This window comes from Lacrimispora struthionigena, assembly GCF_048627165.1.
In the GTDB taxonomy this organism is placed as follows: domain Bacteria; phylum Bacillota; class Clostridia; order Lachnospirales; family Lachnospiraceae; genus Lacrimispora.
Genome location: NZ_JBMBWP010000002.1, coordinates 1,175,197 through 1,193,326, shown reverse-complemented (window position 1 = coordinate 1,193,326; position 18,130 = coordinate 1,175,197). Strand labels below are relative to the sequence as shown.

At 40.8% G+C, this 18,130-nt stretch carries 19 protein-coding genes; 15 read left to right on the top strand and 4 right to left on the bottom strand.

Features of this window, described 5'->3' with window-relative positions; all coding sequences use genetic code 11:
* The first annotated feature begins 27 nt into the window (after positions 1 to 27).
* The 4 genes from ACOAOT_RS14730 to ACOAOT_RS14715 all read left to right on the top strand — a co-directional run bounded on the left by ACOAOT_RS14730 (position 28) and on the right by ACOAOT_RS14715 (position 4,682).
* On the top strand, positions 28 to 1,392 hold the full coding sequence (locus ACOAOT_RS14730; protein WP_420217679.1) for an MATE family efflux transporter: 1,365 nt from the start codon (positions 28 to 30) through the stop codon (positions 1,390 to 1,392).
* An 86-nt stretch (positions 1,393 to 1,478) separates the two neighbouring features.
* Positions 1,479 to 2,726: a C40 family peptidase gene (locus ACOAOT_RS14725; RefSeq protein WP_420217678.1), complete on the top strand. Its 1,248-nt coding sequence runs from the start codon at positions 1,479 to 1,481 to the stop codon at positions 2,724 to 2,726.
* Between the two features lie 178 nt (positions 2,727 to 2,904).
* On the top strand, positions 2,905 to 3,597 hold the full coding sequence (locus ACOAOT_RS14720; RefSeq protein ID WP_104436424.1) for an iron-sulfur cluster assembly scaffold protein: 693 nt from the start codon (positions 2,905 to 2,907) through the stop codon (positions 3,595 to 3,597).
* Between the two features lie 74 nt (positions 3,598 to 3,671).
* Positions 3,672 to 4,682 (top strand): GGGtGRT protein, encoded by a 1,011-nt coding sequence (locus ACOAOT_RS14715; RefSeq protein ID WP_349668091.1) that lies wholly within the window; start codon positions 3,672 to 3,674, stop codon positions 4,680 to 4,682.
* 83 nt (positions 4,683 to 4,765) lie between these two features.
* On the opposite strand, the gene ACOAOT_RS14710 is transcribed toward ACOAOT_RS14715, so the two are convergent.
* Both ACOAOT_RS14710 and ACOAOT_RS14705 read right to left on the bottom strand, forming a co-directional pair.
* On the bottom strand, positions 4,766 to 4,942 hold the full coding sequence (locus tag ACOAOT_RS14710; protein WP_420217677.1) for a hypothetical protein: 177 nt from the start codon (positions 4,940 to 4,942) through the stop codon (positions 4,766 to 4,768).
* Positions 4,943 to 5,044: 102 nt separating this feature from the next.
* Complete coding sequence (locus ACOAOT_RS14705; RefSeq protein ID WP_420217676.1) at positions 5,045 to 5,767, bottom strand: LytR/AlgR family response regulator transcription factor; 723 nt, start codon at positions 5,765 to 5,767, stop codon at positions 5,045 to 5,047.
* A gap of 212 nt (positions 5,768 to 5,979) precedes the next feature.
* Here ACOAOT_RS14705 and ACOAOT_RS14700 point away from each other — a divergent pair, with 212 nt between their 5' ends.
* Positions 5,980 to 6,357, top strand: coding sequence for a hypothetical protein (locus tag ACOAOT_RS14700; RefSeq protein ID WP_420217675.1), 378 nt, complete (start codon positions 5,980 to 5,982; stop codon positions 6,355 to 6,357).
* A gap of 68 nt (positions 6,358 to 6,425) precedes the next feature.
* Here the strand turns inward: ACOAOT_RS14700 and ACOAOT_RS14695 are convergent, their stop codons facing one another.
* Both ACOAOT_RS14695 and ACOAOT_RS14690 read right to left on the bottom strand, forming a co-directional pair.
* Positions 6,426 to 6,917, bottom strand: coding sequence for a hypothetical protein (locus tag ACOAOT_RS14695; protein ID WP_420217674.1), 492 nt, complete (start codon positions 6,915 to 6,917; stop codon positions 6,426 to 6,428).
* A 159-nt stretch (positions 6,918 to 7,076) separates the two neighbouring features.
* Positions 7,077 to 7,718 (bottom strand): superoxide dismutase, encoded by a 642-nt coding sequence (locus ACOAOT_RS14690; protein ID WP_420217673.1) that lies wholly within the window; start codon positions 7,716 to 7,718, stop codon positions 7,077 to 7,079.
* Between the two features lie 160 nt (positions 7,719 to 7,878).
* Here ACOAOT_RS14690 and ACOAOT_RS14685 point away from each other — a divergent pair, with 160 nt between their 5' ends.
* From ACOAOT_RS14685 to ACOAOT_RS14640, 10 genes are all read left to right on the top strand, one after another.
* The gene (locus ACOAOT_RS14685) at positions 7,879 to 8,337 is read left to right on the top strand and encodes an HIT family protein (protein ID WP_420217672.1); all 459 of its coding nucleotides are present in this window, start codon (positions 7,879 to 7,881) and stop codon (positions 8,335 to 8,337) included.
* Between the two features lie 142 nt (positions 8,338 to 8,479).
* Positions 8,480 to 9,787, top strand: coding sequence for an O-acetylhomoserine aminocarboxypropyltransferase/cysteine synthase family protein (locus ACOAOT_RS14680; protein WP_170819897.1), 1,308 nt, complete (start codon positions 8,480 to 8,482; stop codon positions 9,785 to 9,787).
* Positions 9,788 to 9,860: 73 nt separating this feature from the next.
* Positions 9,861 to 10,769 carry a LysR family transcriptional regulator gene (locus ACOAOT_RS14675; protein WP_420217671.1) on the top strand — a complete coding sequence of 303 codons (909 nt, stop codon included), beginning with the start codon at positions 9,861 to 9,863 and terminating at the stop codon, positions 10,767 to 10,769.
* 138 nt (positions 10,770 to 10,907) lie between these two features.
* Positions 10,908 to 12,062: a trans-sulfuration enzyme family protein gene (locus ACOAOT_RS14670; protein WP_420217670.1), complete on the top strand. Its 1,155-nt coding sequence runs from the start codon at positions 10,908 to 10,910 to the stop codon at positions 12,060 to 12,062.
* Positions 12,055 to 13,239, top strand: a complete 1,185-nt coding sequence (locus tag ACOAOT_RS14665) for a MalY/PatB family protein (protein WP_420217669.1) — start codon at positions 12,055 to 12,057, stop codon at positions 13,237 to 13,239. Before ACOAOT_RS14670 ends, ACOAOT_RS14665 begins: the two co-directional genes overlap by 8 nt.
* 345 nt (positions 13,240 to 13,584) lie before the next feature.
* Entirely contained in the window at positions 13,585 to 14,517 is a 933-nt protein-coding gene (gene cysK, locus ACOAOT_RS14660; RefSeq protein ID WP_420217668.1) for a cysteine synthase A, read from the top strand.
* Positions 14,518 to 14,662: 145 nt separating this feature from the next.
* Positions 14,663 to 15,640, top strand: a complete 978-nt coding sequence (locus ACOAOT_RS14655) for a glutathione S-transferase family protein (protein ID WP_420217667.1) — start codon at positions 14,663 to 14,665, stop codon at positions 15,638 to 15,640.
* A gap of 31 nt (positions 15,641 to 15,671) precedes the next feature.
* Positions 15,672 to 16,610: a transporter substrate-binding domain-containing protein gene (locus tag ACOAOT_RS14650; protein ID WP_420217666.1), complete on the top strand. Its 939-nt coding sequence runs from the start codon at positions 15,672 to 15,674 to the stop codon at positions 16,608 to 16,610.
* Positions 16,611 to 16,633: 23 nt separating this feature from the next.
* Entirely contained in the window at positions 16,634 to 17,359 is a 726-nt protein-coding gene (locus ACOAOT_RS14645; RefSeq protein ID WP_420217665.1) for an amino acid ABC transporter permease, read from the top strand.
* A gap of 9 nt (positions 17,360 to 17,368) precedes the next feature.
* Positions 17,369 to 18,127 carry an amino acid ABC transporter ATP-binding protein gene (locus ACOAOT_RS14640; protein WP_420219431.1) on the top strand — a complete coding sequence of 253 codons (759 nt, stop codon included), beginning with the start codon at positions 17,369 to 17,371 and terminating at the stop codon, positions 18,125 to 18,127.
* Positions 18,128 to 18,130 lie beyond the last annotated feature (3 nt).

Sequence of the window (18,130 nt, the reverse complement as noted above, 5' to 3'; positions counted from 1 at the left end):
CCCTTTTGAAACGGAGAAAAATTTTTTATGAATAAAAAAGTAGATTTACTAAAGGGACACATCTTTACTTCGCTGACAGAGCTGGCACTTCCTATTATGGTCACCGCACTGGTCCAGATGGCTTATAACTTGACAGATATGGCGTGGATCGGTATTGCTGGCGCTTCATCGGTTGCTGCGGTGGGGGCAGGAGGTATGTATGTGTGGCTTTCCCAGGGAGTTGTTGCACTGGCTAAAATGGGCGGACAGGTTAAAGTTGCCCATGCTCTTGGGGGAGGCAGGAAAGAAGAAGCCGCTCAATATGCATCAGGGGCACTTCAGCTTGGCATTCTGTTTTCTATTCTTTACGGTGCTCTATGCATATTTGGGGCTAAGCCGCTGATTGGATTTTTCGGACTGAGCAGCAAAGGAATCGTGGAGAATGCCCAGATATATTTGAAAATAACCTGCGGGCTGATTGTATTTTCTTATATGAATGTGATTCTGACAGGTATCCTCACAGCCATGGGAGACAGCAGAACTCCTTTAAAGGCGAATGTGGTGGGACTTGTTTTAAATATGATTTTAGATCCCATCTTAATTTTCGGAGTGGGGCCGGTAAAAGGTTTTGGCGTGGCTGGTGCAGCAGCAGCTACGGTATTTGCCCAGGCAGTTGTAACACTTGTATTTATAATAGCAATTCGTAAAGACAAACTGGTATTTGATAAAGTACGGCTGACCCAGAGAGTTCCATGGGACTATATGAGCTCTATGATCAGAATCGGATTCCCTGCTTCTGTCCAGAATTTAATATACACCAGTATTTCCATGATTTTAACCCGGTTTGTAGCTGAATTTGGCGATACAGCAGTTGCTGTACTCCGGGTAGGCGGGCAGATTGAATCCATCTCATGGATGACTGCAGATGGTTTTGCAGCTGCGATTAACTCCTTTGTGGGTCAGAATTATGGAGCAAAGCAGTATGGGAGAGTAAAAAAAGGATATTTTACGGCAGTGGCAGTTATGTTTTTATGGGGATTATTCTGTACCTTTTTGCTGATTGTTTTTCCGAAGCAGATATTCGGACTATTCATACATGAGGCAGATGTAATTCCTATGGGCGTGCGCTATCTTGTTATTTTAGGTGTCAGCCAGATGTTTATGTGTGTGGAGCTTACTACGGTAGGTGCGCTCTCGGGGCTTGGAAAAACCCTGCTCAGTTCTGTAATCAGTATTGTGTTTACCACGGCAAGAATTCCTCTTGCCATGTTCCTTGGAAGTACCTCTTTGGGACTTGACGGAATCTGGTGGGCCTTTTCCATATCCAGTATTATAAAGGGAATTCTCTTTTTCCTGTGTTTTATTGTGGTGTCCAGAAAGATTGGGAGACAGCAGGAGAAAACTTTTTTATAAAATTTCATTTTGGACTTGAATTTTACCCTCGTTTTACGTTAACATATAGGAGGGATAAAGATAGAAAAAATGCAAAGGAACTGACGATGAAACGAAAAGTACAGATTATGTATCATAAAAATGCAGGGGTATTTCGAAGACTGTTCTGCGGTATCATGATAAGTGCCATGGTCTGCACACAGACTGTTCCGGTCTTTGCGACTTCCAAGGCGGAAAAAGAAAAGCAGGAAGCTCAGAAAAAACTGAATGAGGCCAATAAACAGGCACAGGATGCTGCCAACAAGAAAAATGCGGCTCAGAATCAGGTCTCTAAGCTTACCACTGATTTAACTGCTCTTTTATCAGATATTAAAGTGTTAGAAAACGATATGGCCAATAAAGAAAAAGAAATTAAACAGGCTGAATCGGATTACCAGGAAGCGAAGAAAGAAGAAGAAAAGCAGTATCTTGCCATGAAAAAAAGAATTCAGTATATGTATGAGAAGGGTGATACAGAATACATGGATATTTTTCTTCAGGTAAAGGATATGTCGGATCTGCTTAATAAAGCGGAATATGTGGAAGGAATCTATACATATGACCGGAAGATGCTTGTAAAATTCCAGGAGACCAAGCAGCAGGTTGCTGATTATAAGGATGATCTGGAAGAAGACAAGAATGAGATGGAAGTAATGGAGCTGGAGTATAAGGATCAGAAGAAACAGCTGGAAACTCTCATTGCAACAAAGAAAAAAGAAGTATCTAATTTTGACAGCCAGCTGGCACAGGCCAAGAAGGATGCGGATCTTTATGCTCAGACGGTAGCAAAAAAGAATGAGGAAATCCGTAAGACCAAGGAAGAAGAAGCCAGAAAAAAAGCAGCAGAGCAGGCAAGAAAAAAGGCGGAAGAGGATGCAAGGAAAAAAGCTGCCTCTAACACCGGCAGCCGAAGCACCAATAATAATAACAAGTATTCCGGACCTTCTGCATCGAAAAGTACAGGGGGAACGGCTCAGGGAAGATCCGTTGCGGATTACGGTCTGCAGTTTGTGGGGAACCCCTATGTGTTTGGCGGAACCAGTCTGACAAACGGAACGGACTGCTCCGGATTTGTACAGGGCGTATACAGGCATTTTGGATATTCCCTGCCAAGAAGTTCCTCCGAGCAGCGTTCTGTCGGAGCAGAAGTCCCTTATTCCGATGCCCAGCCTGGAGATTTAATCTGTTATGCAGGTCATATTGGAATTTACATCGGGAATGGTCAGATTGTTCATGCAAGCTCTCCAGCTACCGGTATCAAGGTTGGTACAGCCACTTATCGTACCATCTTGTCGGTCAGAAGAGTGATACAATAGTGCGTACAACAGCCGGCCGGAGAGAAGAAAAGGGTCAGATTCTTCCTCCGGCTGTTTTGCAAGCCCTAAAAAAGACTTGCGGAATTCGACAGAATATGAGAAAATGGTATCAAGTATGATGTGATATAATTAACAAAGTACTTTTCATGATGATTACTTATTTGAAAGGAGTTTTAACATGATTTATTCACATGAAGTAGAAGAGATGTGCACAGTAGCACAGGGCGTTCATCACGGCGCTGCTCCAATCCCAGAAGAAGCAAAATGGGTAAAATCAAAAGAAGTTAAAGATATCTCCGGTCTGACACATGGTGTTGGCTGGTGTGCTCCCCAGCAGGGCGCATGCAAGCTGACTCTTAACGTAAAAGAGGGTATTATTCAGGAAGCATTAGTAGAAACAATCGGATGCTCCGGTATGACACACTCCGCTGCTATGGCAGCTGAGATTCTGCCAGGATTAACCGTTTTAGAGGCATTGAATACAGACCTTGTTTGTGATGCCATCAATACAGCGATGAGAGAATTATTCTTACAGATCGCATACGGAAGAACTCAGAGTGCATTCTCAGAAGACGGACTTCCAGTTGGTGCGGGACTGGAAGACTTAGGAAAAGGTCTTCGTTCTCAGGTTGGAACCATGTATGGAACCTTAAAGAAAGGTCCTCGCTATTTGGAAATGGCTGAAGGCTATGTAACCGGCATTGCTCTTGATGCAGAAGATCAGATCATCGGATATCAGTTCGTAAGTCTTGGTAAGATGACTGATTTCATCAAAAAGGGTGATGATCCCAACACTGCTTGGGAGAAAGCAAAAGGACAGTACGGCCGTGTAGCGGAAGCTGCAAAGATCATTGACCCAAGACACGAATAATCGGTCGGCGAAAGCCTGCCGGTATCCGGTTATGAAAGCGAAGAGATTTGGCCAATAATAAGGAGGACAAGATAATGGCTTTATTTGAATCATATGAGAGAAGAATTGACAAAATCAATTCTGTTTTAAACAGCTATGGCATCGCTTCTATTGAAGAAGCGGAAAAGATTACAAAAGATGCAGGTCTGGATGTTTACGAACAGGTGAAGAAGATCCAGCCTATCTGTTTTGAAAATGCTTGTTGGGCTTATACAGTAGGCGCAGCGATCGCAATCAAAAAAGGTTGCAGAAAAGCAGCAGATGCAGCAGCAGCAATTGGTGAAGGTCTTCAGGCTTTCTGTATTCCAGGTTCCGTAGCTGATCAGCGTAATGTTGGTATCGGTCATGGTAATCTTGGAAAGATGCTTCTGGAAGAGGGCACAGACTGCTTCTGTTTCCTTGCTGGTCACGAGTCCTTTGCAGCAGCAGAAGGCGCTATCGGTATTGCTGAGAAGGCAAACAAAGTACGTCAGAAACCATTAAGAGTAATCTTAAACGGTTTAGGAAAAGACGCGGCTCAGATCATTTCCAGAATCAATGGATTTACATATGTAGAAACTGAGATGGATTATTACACAGGCGAAGTAAAAGAACTGTTCAGAAAATCCTATTCAGAAGGTTTAAGAGCAAAAGTTAACTGCTACGGCGCTAACGACGTAACAGAAGGCGTTGCTATCATGTGGAAGGAAGGCGTTGACGTTTCCATCACTGGTAACTCCACCAACCCAACCAGATTCCAGCATCCAGTAGCAGGAACCTACAAAAAGGAATGTACAGAAAAAGGCAAAAAGTACTTCTCAGTCGCTTCCGGCGGCGGTACAGGACGTACCCTTCACCCAGATAACATGGCAGCAGGTCCAGCTTCCTATGGTATGACAGATACTATGGGACGTATGCACTCTGACGCTCAGTTCGCAGGTTCTTCTTCCGTTCCAGCTCATGTAGAGATGATGGGTCTGATCGGTATGGGTAACAACCCTATGGTTGGAGCTACCGTGGCTGTGGCTGTTGGTATTGAAGAGGCTGCTAACGCAGGTAAATTCTAATGATAAAACCTTGATTTTTCAAGGGAAAATACCATTTGATATAGAAAAGAGGAGATCGCTTTGGGCGGCTCCTCTTTTTGCATCTATTTATCCAGAAGTTTTGAGAGTTTCTGATCAATACTTGCCAGAATTTTTATTATCTGCTTCTCACTATTATCACAATCGGTGTAGATGCCTGAATAAGGATCCTCTTCACAACTCTCACCATAAGTACCATATTGTTTGCATAAATTGTAATTGCTACATTTAGTCTCTGACATACTAACAGTTCCCCTTTGAATGTATTTGGCTCTGATTGAACCTATATATGTAGTATAATGTATATGAGAAATTTTTACAATAACATATGGGAGCAACAGTCATTAATCAGGTATCGATTTCATTAACCAATTTAGATGTGTTTCACGATGCTTCAAACGTTCTCGCTTTGATATGGGAATAAATTGTTTGGTTGTTAGAAAGAAACCAAAATTGTTATACTCTTCGATAAAATTCATATTAACCAGATAGCTTTTATGACACCGGATAAATCCTTCTTTTTTTAATCTCTCTTCCAATTCACTTAATGATATTGAACTTGTAATTGTTTTTTGTCTTGTATAAATAATACAGGTTTTATTAAACACTTCAATATAGATAATATCCTTAAGAGGTATATTCAGTGTCATATAATCTGAACGGATTTGAATTTTCTTGTAAATATAATTTATATTTTTTAAACTTTTATCAAGAGATGCTTCTAATTCTTTGGTTTGAATAGGCTTAAGAAAATATCCATCCGCTTGCATTTTATAAGCTTCTGCTGCATACTGGGGACTGGTGGAAGTAAAAAATATAATACTATCCCGATTCATTTCGCGAATTTTAAGTCCTATTTCTAAACCATTTTGCTCACTTTCTGATAAGTTAATAAAACAACATGGGAGTTTTTCACATTGGAAATTTACACGTTCAAACATTTTTTGATGAAATGAAAACTCACTTAGTGAAAAATTAATCAGTCGATTTTGAAAATATCTTTCTAAAGAAACGATCAATTGATTTCTGTCTGTAGTATTTGAATCTAAAATTACAAGTTTCATCATAATCCCCTATTTTTCTACCCTGATGTAACAAATATACCATAATCGTGTTGAATTGCAAATGTTTTATTGATTTTTACACCATAAACATGCATTATGCGACAAAACCATTGACTGGAATTATATATTATAATAAACTTTACCAGGACTCGGTATTAATATAAAAGTAGTACTGAGTGAATCAAATTAATTACAAAAAAAAGGGAGTGGAAGTTATGAAAAAGAGGTTATCAATTTTACTTGCAATTTTAATGATGCTTGGGGCTATGCTGGTAGGCTGTGGAGCAAAAAATGATTCTGTCTACGTAGGAACCACCTGGACTTTAAATTCAGTGGAAGCTGAGGGAATCGTACTTGAAGGGGAACTGTTAGCCAGTGCTATGGATGCAGCTACCATTAAATTTGACGCAAAAAAAGTAACACTTAATTTTGGTACTGAGAATGGAGAGGGTACCTGGTCAGAAAAAGACAATGTTATTACTATAAAATCTGATGGAGAAGTCATTGAATGTCCGATCACAGATTCAAAACTGCTTTTCGAGTTAGAAGGCACTAAAATGTATTTCGTAAAAGATGAAAAAGCAGAAAAATAAGATAATATAAACACAAAATTACAACGCTCTCTGATCGATAGAGAGCGTTTTTTTCATGGTAAAACTAATTATATGGTTCTTTCTAAGCCGCAAACACATGTCTTTTCATGACCTTCATTTATTCTTTTGCAAATAGGACACTTCCAGGCATCGTATAAATTCCATTCATCTGATTCAGTGTTAACATTGATATTAATAGATTCCTGCATGGTAATGGGAGTCTTAATCTTTGGAGTTAAAGGTAATGGCGAGTGAGGTGGGGTAAATGAAAGGCTGGTAAGAGTGTTACCATCCTTTAAATTTGTATTGCTGTTTTCTCCTAATATCTTGATTATTTTTTCTTGATTTTCTAAAATTTCAGAAATAGCATACAAGATTGCCCATATAGTTATAACACAAAGTATTGCCGTAGCAAAAATAGCAAAAGTTGCGGTACCATCCCGTTTCAATTCTAGAGTTGGATAATCAAATTTTACACCTAGTGAATATGCCAATATGATACTTCCAATGGATCCAAAAATTAGTTCAATGTAAGCCAAAGTTCTACACAAAATCTTCATATTCATTTTCTCCCCAATCGTAATGCTCAGTAATTATTTATTTTAATATTATTCTAGTGCATTAATGGGAAAAAAACAAGACATTTAGGGCTCATCAGTGAGGTTTTGAGCGCATTTATAAGGAGTAACCAAGTGATCACCTGGTTCTCCCTTTTACACTTATTGCTCCTCGTCAATCCCCATACACCGTTTATACCGTGCATCAGCCTCCTGCCAGTTAACCACATGGAACCAGTCTTCGATGTATGCAGCCCGGTCATTATAACGCTGCAGAAAATAAGCATGCTCCCAGACGTCCATGGCAGAGATCACACAAAAGCCAAAGGAGATAGGAGTATTCTGGTTGGGAGTGGTTACGATTGATAGTGTTCCATTCTGGTCAACAACCAGCCATGCATATCCCGATCCGAAAACAGAAAGTGCTTTTCTTTTATATTCATTAAAAAAATTCTCTATTGTTCCAAAATCTCTTAATATAATGGGATATAGTGTTTCGGCCTGTGAACGCTCCTGGGAATTAATCATGCCATTAAAGTAGATAATATGATTGTAAACGCCGCCGCCGTAGTTGATGATAGATTGTCGGATCTCCTCGGGAAGGCTTTCCGTATTTGTAAGAAGCTCTTCCAAAGAAAGATTCTGCAGCTCCGGATAATCCCGCAGGATGGTGTTTAGTTCCACTACATATCGTTGAAGCTGCCTGTCGTGGTGAATGTACATGGTCTGAGTGTCGATATAAGGTTCAAGTGAGTCGTATGCATAGGGAAGCGGTGGATTCACAAATGGATAATGTTCGTTCATGGGCAGATTTTTCCTTTTGCATTTTTGTATATATATATTCCAAAGCCAATGAGATATGATGGATAAGCAAGGAATAAAAAAATAGTGTGCAGGTGGAAAATCTGTTGTATAATAACAAAAGATGAGAAGCAGAAAAAGTGGGAAAAGGAGAGGTGCAGCTATGTGTGGAGTGTGTGACCGGATACAGCTTATTAAAGAAGGCAGAAATCCTTATTTTGTAAAGGAATTGGAGACAGGATATGTGGTGCTGGGGGATCACCAGAGATTTCAGGGTTATACTGTTTTTTTATGTAAGGAACATGCGTCGGAGCTTCATTTTCTGGAAAAGGAATTTAAAAACCGGTTTTTGCAGGAGATGGCTTTGACTGCAGAGGCAGTTTACCGGGCTTTTGGACCGGATAAACTGAATTATGAATTATTGGGAAGCGGTAATTTTACACATATGCACTGGCATTTTTATCCCAGAACCATTGGTGATACACCATCTCCTGGTCCTGTCTGGAAGCTGCCAGTGGAAGAACTTTATAATGATAAGTATCTGCCGGGAGATGAAACTCTCTTCCTTATGAAAGAAAAACTGAATGAGGAACTGGAGAAACTTCTGGCCCAACAGGACTAATCTTATCATTGAGAATCCGTTATAGATTTTGCCTATAACCAGATCATAGTTATAAATATTAACACAGGATTAGAAAATCCGGTATAATACCACTTAACAAGAACATGCGAAACAGCATTTTACCCCACAGGAGGATACGAATATGAGCAAGAAGACCAGAGGAGAAAGAAATCTTAAATTTGAGACATTGCAGTTACACGTTGGCCAGGAGCAGGCAGATTCCGTGACAGATGCCAGAGCAGTACCTATTTATCAGAGTTCTTCCTATGTGTTCCATAACAGCGATCATGCTGCTGCAAGGTTTAATTTAACAGATGCAGGAAATATTTATGGCAGACTGACCAATCCCACCCAGGATGTGTTTGAACGGAGAATTGCAGCATTAGAAGGCGGTGTGGCAGCACTGGCTACGGCTTCCGGAGCGGCAGCAGTAACTTATTCCATCGAAAACCTTGCAAAGAACGGAGATCACGTAGTCGCAGCAAAGAATATCTATGGAGGCACTTACAACCTGCTGGAGCATACTCTTCCTGATTATGGAATTACCACTACCTTTGTGGATCCATTCAATTATGAAGAAGTGGAGAATGCCATTCAGGAAAATACCAAGCTGATTTTCATCGAAACTCTGGGTAATCCTAATTCCGATGTGGTTGATATTGAACAGTTTGCAAAGATTGCACACGCACATAAAATTCCGCTTGTTGTAGACAATACATTTGCAACCCCTTATCTGGTAAGACCCATCGAATACGGTGCTGATATTGTGGTACATTCTGCTACAAAATTCATTGGCGGACATGGAACCAGCATTGGCGGTGTAATTGTTGACGGCGGTAAATTTGACTGGGAGGCATCTGGAAAATTCCCTTCACTCACAGATCCAAACCCAAGTTACCATGGGGTCAGCTTCACAAAGGCAGCCGGTCCTGCGGCTTATGTGACAAAGATCCGGGCGATTTTACTTCGTGATACAGGAGCATGCTTATCTCCAATTCATGCATTTGTCTTCTTACAGGGACTTGAGACCTTATCCTTAAGAGTGGAGCGCCATGTGGAAAATGCGCTGAAAGTTGTGGAATATTTGAAAAATCACCCTCAGGTTGAAAAGGTTCATCACCCATCTATTTCCGATGATGAGAGTCAGAAGGAATTATATGCCAAATATTTCCCCAATGGAGGTGGTTCCATCTTCACCTTCGAAATCAAGGGAGATGCAAGAAAAGCAAAGGACTTTATTGACCAGCTGGAATTATTCTCTCTTCTTGCCAATGTTGCAGATGTGAAGTCTCTGGTGATTCATCCTGCATCAACCACTCATTCACAGATGACAGAAGAGGAACTTGAAAATTCCGGAATTAAGCCCAATACCATCCGTCTTTCTATCGGAACAGAACATGCATCTGACATTATTGAAGATCTGGAAGAAGCATTTCAGGCGGTTAAATAACTGAATCAGAGTATATGCAGGCTGCCATAGGTTCTATGGCAGCTTTTGTGCAGGCAGAATAAAAGGAGGACTTATGACATTACAACAGCTTCGTTATGCCATCTGCATCGCAAACCAGAAATCCATGAATAAAGCGGCGGCGGAGTTATTTATTACCCAGCCCAGTCTATCCAGTACAATAAGGGATTTAGAAGAAGAAATAGGGCTTCAGCTGTTTTTGCGGTCTAACCGGGGAATTGTAATTACGCCGGAAGGGGAAGAATTTTTAGGATATGCAAGACAGATGCTGGAGCAGTACCGTCAGATGGAAGAACGGTTTGTGAAAAAAGAAAAATTCAAGAAAAAATTTAGTGTCTCCATGCAGCATTATACCTTTGCAGTGCAGGCATTTATTCATATGGCAAAAGAATTCGGAATGGATGATTATGAATTTGCGGTTCACGAAACCAGAACATACGACGTAATTGAGTATGTGAAGAATCAGAAGAGTGAACTGGGGATTCTTTATCTCAATGAATTTAATCAGAAATCAATGGAAAAGCTGATTCATGACAGTGATCTTGAATTTACAGAGCTGTTCCAGTGCAAGATTTATGTATATCTGTGGAAAGGAAGCCCTTTGGCACAAAAGAATCTGATTGAATTTGAGGATTTAAAAAATTATCCCTGTCTTTCTTTTGAACAGGGAACGAACAATGCGTTTTATCTTGCGGAAGAAGTATTCAGTACCTATGAATACAAGCAGATCATTAAGGCAGATGACAGAGCTACACTGCTTAATTTAATGGTGGGATTAAATGGCTATACCCTTTGTTCCGGTATTATATGCGAGGATTTAAATGGAGATGAATACTGTGCTATTCCTCTTAATACCAGCGACCGGATGCGGATTGGTTACATTAAAAAGAGAAAAATGCCCCTCAGTATTCTGGGAGAAAAATATATAGCGGAATTAAAAAAATTCGAGAAACAGGTTCTGTAAGAATAAGAAATAAGTTTGCTGTTGTTATAGAAATAATAAATAGCAGGCTATTGTTTTTCAATCATACCGCTACTGTCTGTGGGGCTGATATACTGTTATATAAGAATCACGATAAAGAATAGAAAGCGGTGACTTAACATGGAATATGGAATTTCAACAAAATGTTTATATGGTGACGGGAAAGAAATTACGGTGGATCAATCAGGAGCGATCAGCTTCCCCATTTATCAGACTGCCACATTTGCCCATAAAGGAGTAGGAGAAGGGACCGGATACGATTACAGCCGTCTGCAGAACCCAACCAGAGAGCATTTGGAAAATATAGTAGCCTCTTTGGAAGGCGGTGTCGATGCTCTGGCTTTTTCCAGCGGAATGGCAGCAATTACAGCACTTATGGAACTGTTTGCACCGGGTGACCACATTATTACAGACTGCGATTTGTACGGAGGCAGCATCCGATTGTTTGACAATATCAGCAAGAAAAACGGTATCTTAATTGATTCCGTAGATTGCTCCGGTTCCTCCTATGAGAAAGTAGAAGAACTGATCAGGGAAAACACAAAAGCTGTTTTTGTTGAAACCCCTACCAATCCCATGATGAATGTAACCGACATTGAAGAGCTTGCTAAAATTACCAAAAAGCATGGGATTCTTCTGATTGTGGATAATACATTTATGTCTCCCTACTTCCAAAATCCGTTAAAACTGGGCGCAGACCTGGTGGTACACAGCGGAACCAAATACCTGGGCGGACATAACGATACCATAGCCGGATTTCTTGTTACTTCATCAGCGGAAATAGCAGAAAGACTGCGGTTTATCATAAAAACAGTGGGCTCAGGTCTGGCTCCCTTCGACAGCTGGCTCATTTTACGGGGAATCAAGACATTGGCGATTCGTATGAACCAGGCAGAGAAGAATGCCAAAAATCTGGTGGACTGGCTTAAGAATGAGAAAAAAGTTAAGAAAATCTATTATCCTGGTCTTACAGATCATCCCGGACACGAAGTCTGTAAAAAGCAGGCGAGAGGCTTTGGCTGTATGGTGACCTTTGAGGTGGAATCAAAGGAGCTTGCCCATAGTATACTAAAGAATGTACGACTGATCCGGTTTGCAGAGAGCCTTGGAGGTGTGGAAACTCTGATCACATATCCTATTACTCAGACACATGCAGATGTGCCGGCAGATATACTGGCTGCCAATGGAATCACAGACCGGATCTTAAGACTTTCGGTGGGAATAGAGGATGTACAGGATTTAATAAATGAATTGGAGCGGGTATTTCATGAGTAAAGAACGAATTGATTTTGATGAACGGATAGACAGAAAAAATACAAGCTGTATCAAATACGACTTTGCAGTTCAGAGGGGTAAACCAGAAGGAATCCTGCCGCTCTGGGTAGCAGATATGGATTTCAAAGCACCCCAGCCTGTGCTTGATGCATTAAAAGACCGTGTGGAACATGGGATTTTCGGCTACAGTGAGGGGAAAGAGGAGTACTTTGAGGCAGTACAGGACTGGATGAAACGCCGTCATGGCTGGAGTGTTGAGAGAAACTGGCTGGTAAAAACACCAGGTGTGGTTTTCGCACTTGCCATGGCAGTGAAAGCATACACAAAACCGGGAGACGGTGTCATGATACAGCAGCCTGTTTATTATCCCTTTAGTGAAGTGATAGAAGATAACGGCAGAAAGATCATTGATAATACCTTATATCTAGGTGAAGACGGGATCTATCATATGGATCTTAAAGATTTTGAAAAAAAGGCGGTGGAAAATCAGGTAAAACTGTATTTCCTTTGCAGTCCCCATAATCCGGTGGGAAGAGTATGGACAAGAGAAGAGCTGACTCAGCTTGGTGAGATCTGTGAGCGCCTTGATATCATTGTTGTAAGCGATGAGATACATCAGGACTTTGTGTTTAAGGGTGAGCATCAGGTGTTTGCAGCGATTAATGAGAAGCTTAAGAACAGAACCATTACCTGCACCGCCCCCAGTAAGACGTTTAATGTGGCGGGGCTGCAGATTTCCAATATTTTTATTTCCAATCCGGAACTAAAGCATAAGTTCAAAAAAGAAATTGCAGCTGCCGGATACAGCCAGTTAAATGCATTAGGATTAACTGCCTGCGAGGCCGCATACCGGTATGGAGAAGACTGGCATGACCAGCTGATGGAATATTTAAAAGAAAATATCCGGTTTGTCCGTACTTATTTAGAAGACAATTTGCCGCAGATTAAACTGATTGAACCAGACGGGACTTATCTCATATGGCTGGATTTCAGGGCATTAGGCTTAAGTGAACAGGAACGGGAAGAGCTGATTGTGAAAAAGGCTGGTTTGTGGTTGGACAGTGGCGCAATGTTCGGTTCCATAGGAGAAGGTTTTGAACGGATTAACATAGCATGTCCCAGATCGATTATCATGGAAGCATTGGATAAATTAAAAATAGCGGTTAAAAATTTATAGAATCTCTGAAAAAAGGTATTGACACATTTCGCATTCTGCATTAATATAATTATAACATATAAACATATTAATGTTGTAGGTAGAAAGGTGGCGGCTCAATATGAAAAATAACAGAGATCAGATTAACCGTAAGTGGAATCAGTATATATGTTGTTGCCAGGCTGTTTGTCATAGAAAAAAAACAGTTTTATTGGATTGCTCTTTCTAATGCCTGGCAGCATCGGATATGGGGATATTTATTTATCCCATAAAAGATGAAAGCAGGTGCCTTAGGAGCAGCTGCTTCTTTATAATTTAAAAACAATAATAATGAAACAATAAAATGATAATATGGAGGATAAGGATATGGGATCAATTAAAGAAAGCGCAGTAGAACTTATTGGAGGAACACCGATACTGAAAATTAGCCGCTACAGTGCAGCAGAGGGTGTAGAAGGGGTTACGCTTCTGGCAAAGCTGGAATATTTAAATCCAGCCGGATCCGTAAAGGATCGTATCGCTTTAGCCATGATTGAAGATGCAGAGGAAAAAGGAATTTTAAAACCAGGAGCGACAATCATCGAACCAACTTCCGGTAACACTGGAATCGGTCTTGCAGCTGTAGCAGCGGCAAAGGGATACAAAACAATCCTGACTCTTCCTGATACCATGAGCGTGGAACGAAGAAATCTCTTAAAGGCCTATGGCGCAGAGCTGGTTCTCACAGAAGGTGCCAAGGGTATGAGAGGTGCTATAGAAAAAGCAGATGAATTAAAGGATACCATTGAAGGCTCCGTTATATTAGGACAGTTTGTAAATCCAGCCAACCCAAAAGTGCATAAAGAGACAACCGGACCGGAGATCTGGGAACAGACTGACGGAACCGTTGATATCTTTGTTGCAGGCGTGGGAACAGGCGGAACTGTAACAGGTGTTGGTGCATATTTAAAGGAAAAGAATCCTGATGTGCAGATCGTTGCCGTGGAACCGGCAAGCAGCCCGGTGCTTAGCGGAGGCAAACCAGGTCCTCATAAAATTCAGGGAATTGGTGCCGGATTTGTACCAGAGGTATTAAATACCGCAATCTATGATGAAGTAATTACTGTTGAAAATGATGATGCATTTAAAGAAGGCAAATCATTTGCAGTTACAGAAGGAATTCTGGTTGGTATTTCCTCCGGAGCTGCATTAAAGGCAGCGAAGCTTGTTGCAGAAAGACCTGAAAACAAGGGAAAGACCATTGTTGTATTACTTCCTGATTCCGGTGACCGGTATTTATCAACACCATTATTCGCATAAAATTAAATAAAATACTATATTAAAAAACGGCTGGTTATAAGATATTCTTATTGCCAGTTGTTTTTTATACATATTACCTATTAACATACGTATGTGGTATGATAATAACACGAAAGCAAGACAGAGATGGAAAGAGGGAAAAAGTATGGCGATAGAAGATAAATTCGGTAAGGTAGCAACCAGTGAGGATGCACATGAAGTATCGGAAACAGGAGCTTTTGTAAGACAGGATAATTATTTTATCACTCCTTTTGGCAGTGGTGAGGGTGAACTTCCGGTTGAGGCCGGCAGATACCGGCTGATCTGGACCCCCCTTTGTCCCTGGGCCACAAGACAGATCATTGCACTGAAACTTTTGGGTCTGGAAGATGTAATCAGTGTTGGTACCGTCAGTCCGGTCAGGACAGAGAACGGTTGGGAATTTTCGTTAGATGAGAAAAATGTGGATCCAGTGCTTAAAATTCGTTATCTGCCTGAGATCTATGCAGCAACCGATCCGGACTACGAAGGAAGAGCAACCGTTCCTGCAGTTGTAGATTTAAAAACACGGAAGGTGGTAAACAACGATTATCACCATCTGACTAATTACTGGGAGACTGTGTGGAAACCGTATCATAAGCAGAACGCACCAGATCTTTATCCCGAACATTTAAGAAAAGAAATTGATGAACTGAATGTAATACTATTTCACGAAATTAATAACGGAGTTTACAAAGCCGGGTTCGCCAAGTCCCAGACGGAATACGAAAAAGCGTATGATGTTTTGTTTCAGAGACTCGACTGGCTGGAAGAGCGGCTCTCAAAAAGCAGATATTTATTTGGAGATCAGATTACCGATTCCGATATCCGGCTTTTTGTAACACTTGCCAGATTTGATACAGCTTACTATTTTGCATTTAAAACCAACAGAAACCGGTTATCAGAATTTGATAATCTGTGGAATTATGCAAAGGATTTATATTCCATACCAGCGTTTAAGGAAGCCACGGATTTTAATTCCATTAAAAAAGGCTACTTACTTGGAAATCATGCACATAACCCATATGGTATTCTTCCCTTAGGACCGGATGTGTCGATCTGGGATGAACCTCATAACAGGAAAGAAAAATTTAAAGCAAAGTAAATAATAGAATTAAAAAAGAGGAGAAAAAATTATGAAAAGAGATCGATTAAAAAAGGCGATAGTTGGAGTATTGGGAGCAGCCACCATATTAGGAGCATTATCTGGATGCAGCAGCAATTCACAGAAACCAGCTGAAACCACCACGGCAAAAGCATCAGAAGAATCAAACAAAGAGGAAACCAGTTCTGTGGCTGCCCAGTCAGGAAGTGAAACCACTGCAGTGGCAGAACCTGTCACAATTTATGCGGCAACAGGCGGCTCCCCTAAACCATTTACCTTTGTAGACAGCAGTAATCAGCTGACTGGTCATAACATTGAACTGATTAAAGCTATATTTGACCGTCTTCCCCAGTATAAACTGGAAATAGAAGTAACGGATTTTCCATCGATTTTTGCAGGACTTGATTCGGATCGTTATCAGATCGGAGTAAATAATTTTGCAAAAAATGAAAAGAGGAAAGAAAAATATTTATTTACAGATCCTATTTTCGCTAATGAGTACGTGGCGATTTTTGCAAAAGATAATAAAAAGGCAGAGAGTATCAACACCTGGGAAGATCTTTCCGGATTAAAAACCATTTCACAATCCGGAATTAACATTACAACTGCTTTGGAGAACTACAATGCAGCAAATCCTCAGAAAGCCATTAACATTGAGTATAGCGAAGAGGATCTGGTCCTTCAGATTCAGGATGTGGAAGCTGGAAAATATGATTTCGTATTAATGGATAAACCTATGTTTGAATATTACGAGAAAGAATTTAATTTTAATGTGACAGGCGTATCCATCAGCAGTGATGTAGCAAAGGATTTAATGGAGGAGCCTTACAGCTACTTAATCCTGAGCAAAGGAAATGAAAAGCTGGTTGAGGATCTTAATCAGGCATTAAAAGAAGTGATTGAGGACGGTACCTCTAAGGAAATCAACTTAAAATGGTTCGGTTCCGACTATTCTCCTTCTTATAAATAAAAATCGATGGCTGGAGGCACAAGATGAGCAAAATATTTGATTGGCAGCTGGTATTTACAGAGATCCCCTTATTATTAAAATATTTACCGGTAACCATACAGCTGACGCTGATTGCGTTAATCATTGGCTGGGTGGCAGGACTCTTCATTGCAATTGTAAAGATACATCGCATACCGGTATTACAGCAGCTATGTACCCTGTTTGTTTCAGTGGTCAGGGGAACTCCTATTATCGTTCAGCTGTACTTAACGTACTTTGGAATTCCCATTTTCTTAAAATACTACAATTTCTATAATGGAACTTCCTATAACGTCAATGGGATCCCGCCAATTATTTTTGCAATTGTAGCACTTGGGTTAAACCAGTCAGCATTTGATTCAGAAACCATTCGTGCCGCCATACAGTCTGTAGAAAAAGGTCAGGTGGAGGCAGCCAAGTCTTTAGGAATGAATGGGCTGCAGATTTTCTTTCGTGTTCTGCTTCCTCAGGCTGTGACGGTGGCAATCCCTTCTCTTGGGAACTCCCTCATCGGACTTGTAAAGGGCACTTCGCTGGCCTTTACCTGTTCGGTGGTGGAAATCACGGCACAAGGCAAAATCCTGGCAGGAAACAGCTATCGTTACTTTGAAGTATACTGTTCCCTCGCTATTATTTACTGGGTTATTACCATTTTTATTGAACGCCTCTTTACTTACATAGAAAAGAAGATGAGTGTTCCGGAACAGATTGCAGAGAAAAAGGAGGTATAGAAGATGAGTGTGGTTGAAATTCGCGGACTGTGCAAAAAGTATGGCAGCAATGTGGTTTTAGATCATGTGGATCTGGATATTGAAGAAGGTGACGTTGTGGCAATTATCGGGCCTTCCGGAACTGGTAAATCCACGCTTCTGCGCTCCATTAATCTGCTGGAGAAGCCGGAGGAGGGAACGATACGGATCAATAATAAAGAAATTAATTTAACTACCCGGTCCGCCAAAGAAAAGCTGGAGTTAAGGCGTTATACAGAGATGGTGTTTCAGCAGTTCAACCTTTTTAAAAACAGGACCGCACTGGAAAATGTGATGGAAGGCTTAACTGTGGTAAAAAAGATAAAGAAGAGCGAAGCAAAGAGAATTGCTGAGAAACAGCTTGAAAAAGTGGGAATGGGCGACCGGCTTTCCCATTATCCCAGGCATTTATCAGGGGGTCAGCAACAGCGGGTGGCAATTGCAAGAGCTCTTGCTATGGAGCCAAAACTGCTTTTGATGGATGAACCTACATCAGCATTAGATCCGGAGCTGGTCAGTGAAGTTCTGGTCACAATTAAAAAGGCGGCCAACGAAGGCAATACCATTCTTTTAGTAACCCATGAAATGAATTTCGTAAAGAATGTGGCTAACCGTATTATCTTTTTAGAAAACGGAAAAATTGTGGCAGATGGCACTCCAAAACAGATTTTTGACAATCCGGACAATGAGCGGCTAAAGGAATTTCTGGTGAAAATCCATATGCTGGAAAACACGGAATATGCAATATAAGGA

Coding starts and splice junctions, on each gene's coding strand:
- cysK (WP_420217668.1), top strand. CDS start 13,585: ATGGGATCAATTAAAGAAAGCGCAGTAGAACTTATTGGAGGAACACCG.
- ACOAOT_RS14690 (WP_420217673.1), bottom strand. CDS start 7,718: ATGAACGAACATTATCCATTTGTGAATCCACCGCTTCCCTATGCATAC.
- ACOAOT_RS14685 (WP_420217672.1), top strand. CDS start 7,879: ATGTGTGGAGTGTGTGACCGGATACAGCTTATTAAAGAAGGCAGAAAT.
- ACOAOT_RS14730 (WP_420217679.1), top strand. CDS start 28: ATGAATAAAAAAGTAGATTTACTAAAGGGACACATCTTTACTTCGCTG.
- ACOAOT_RS14650 (WP_420217666.1), top strand. CDS start 15,672: ATGAAAAGAGATCGATTAAAAAAGGCGATAGTTGGAGTATTGGGAGCA.
- ACOAOT_RS14695 (WP_420217674.1), bottom strand. CDS start 6,917: ATGAAGATTTTGTGTAGAACTTTGGCTTACATTGAACTAATTTTTGGA.
- ACOAOT_RS14670 (WP_420217670.1), top strand. CDS start 10,908: ATGGAATATGGAATTTCAACAAAATGTTTATATGGTGACGGGAAAGAA.
- ACOAOT_RS14680 (WP_170819897.1), top strand. CDS start 8,480: ATGAGCAAGAAGACCAGAGGAGAAAGAAATCTTAAATTTGAGACATTG.
- ACOAOT_RS14645 (WP_420217665.1), top strand. CDS start 16,634: ATGAGCAAAATATTTGATTGGCAGCTGGTATTTACAGAGATCCCCTTA.
- ACOAOT_RS14665 (WP_420217669.1), top strand. CDS start 12,055: ATGAGTAAAGAACGAATTGATTTTGATGAACGGATAGACAGAAAAAAT.
- ACOAOT_RS14705 (WP_420217676.1), bottom strand. CDS start 5,767: ATGATGAAACTTGTAATTTTAGATTCAAATACTACAGACAGAAATCAA.
- ACOAOT_RS14700 (WP_420217675.1), top strand. CDS start 5,980: ATGAAAAAGAGGTTATCAATTTTACTTGCAATTTTAATGATGCTTGGG.
- ACOAOT_RS14720 (WP_104436424.1), top strand. CDS start 2,905: ATGATTTATTCACATGAAGTAGAAGAGATGTGCACAGTAGCACAGGGC.
- ACOAOT_RS14710 (WP_420217677.1), bottom strand. CDS start 4,942: ATGTCAGAGACTAAATGTAGCAATTACAATTTATGCAAACAATATGGT.
- ACOAOT_RS14715 (WP_349668091.1), top strand. CDS start 3,672: ATGGCTTTATTTGAATCATATGAGAGAAGAATTGACAAAATCAATTCT.
- ACOAOT_RS14725 (WP_420217678.1), top strand. CDS start 1,479: ATGAAACGAAAAGTACAGATTATGTATCATAAAAATGCAGGGGTATTT.
- ACOAOT_RS14655 (WP_420217667.1), top strand. CDS start 14,663: ATGGCGATAGAAGATAAATTCGGTAAGGTAGCAACCAGTGAGGATGCA.
- ACOAOT_RS14675 (WP_420217671.1), top strand. CDS start 9,861: ATGACATTACAACAGCTTCGTTATGCCATCTGCATCGCAAACCAGAAA.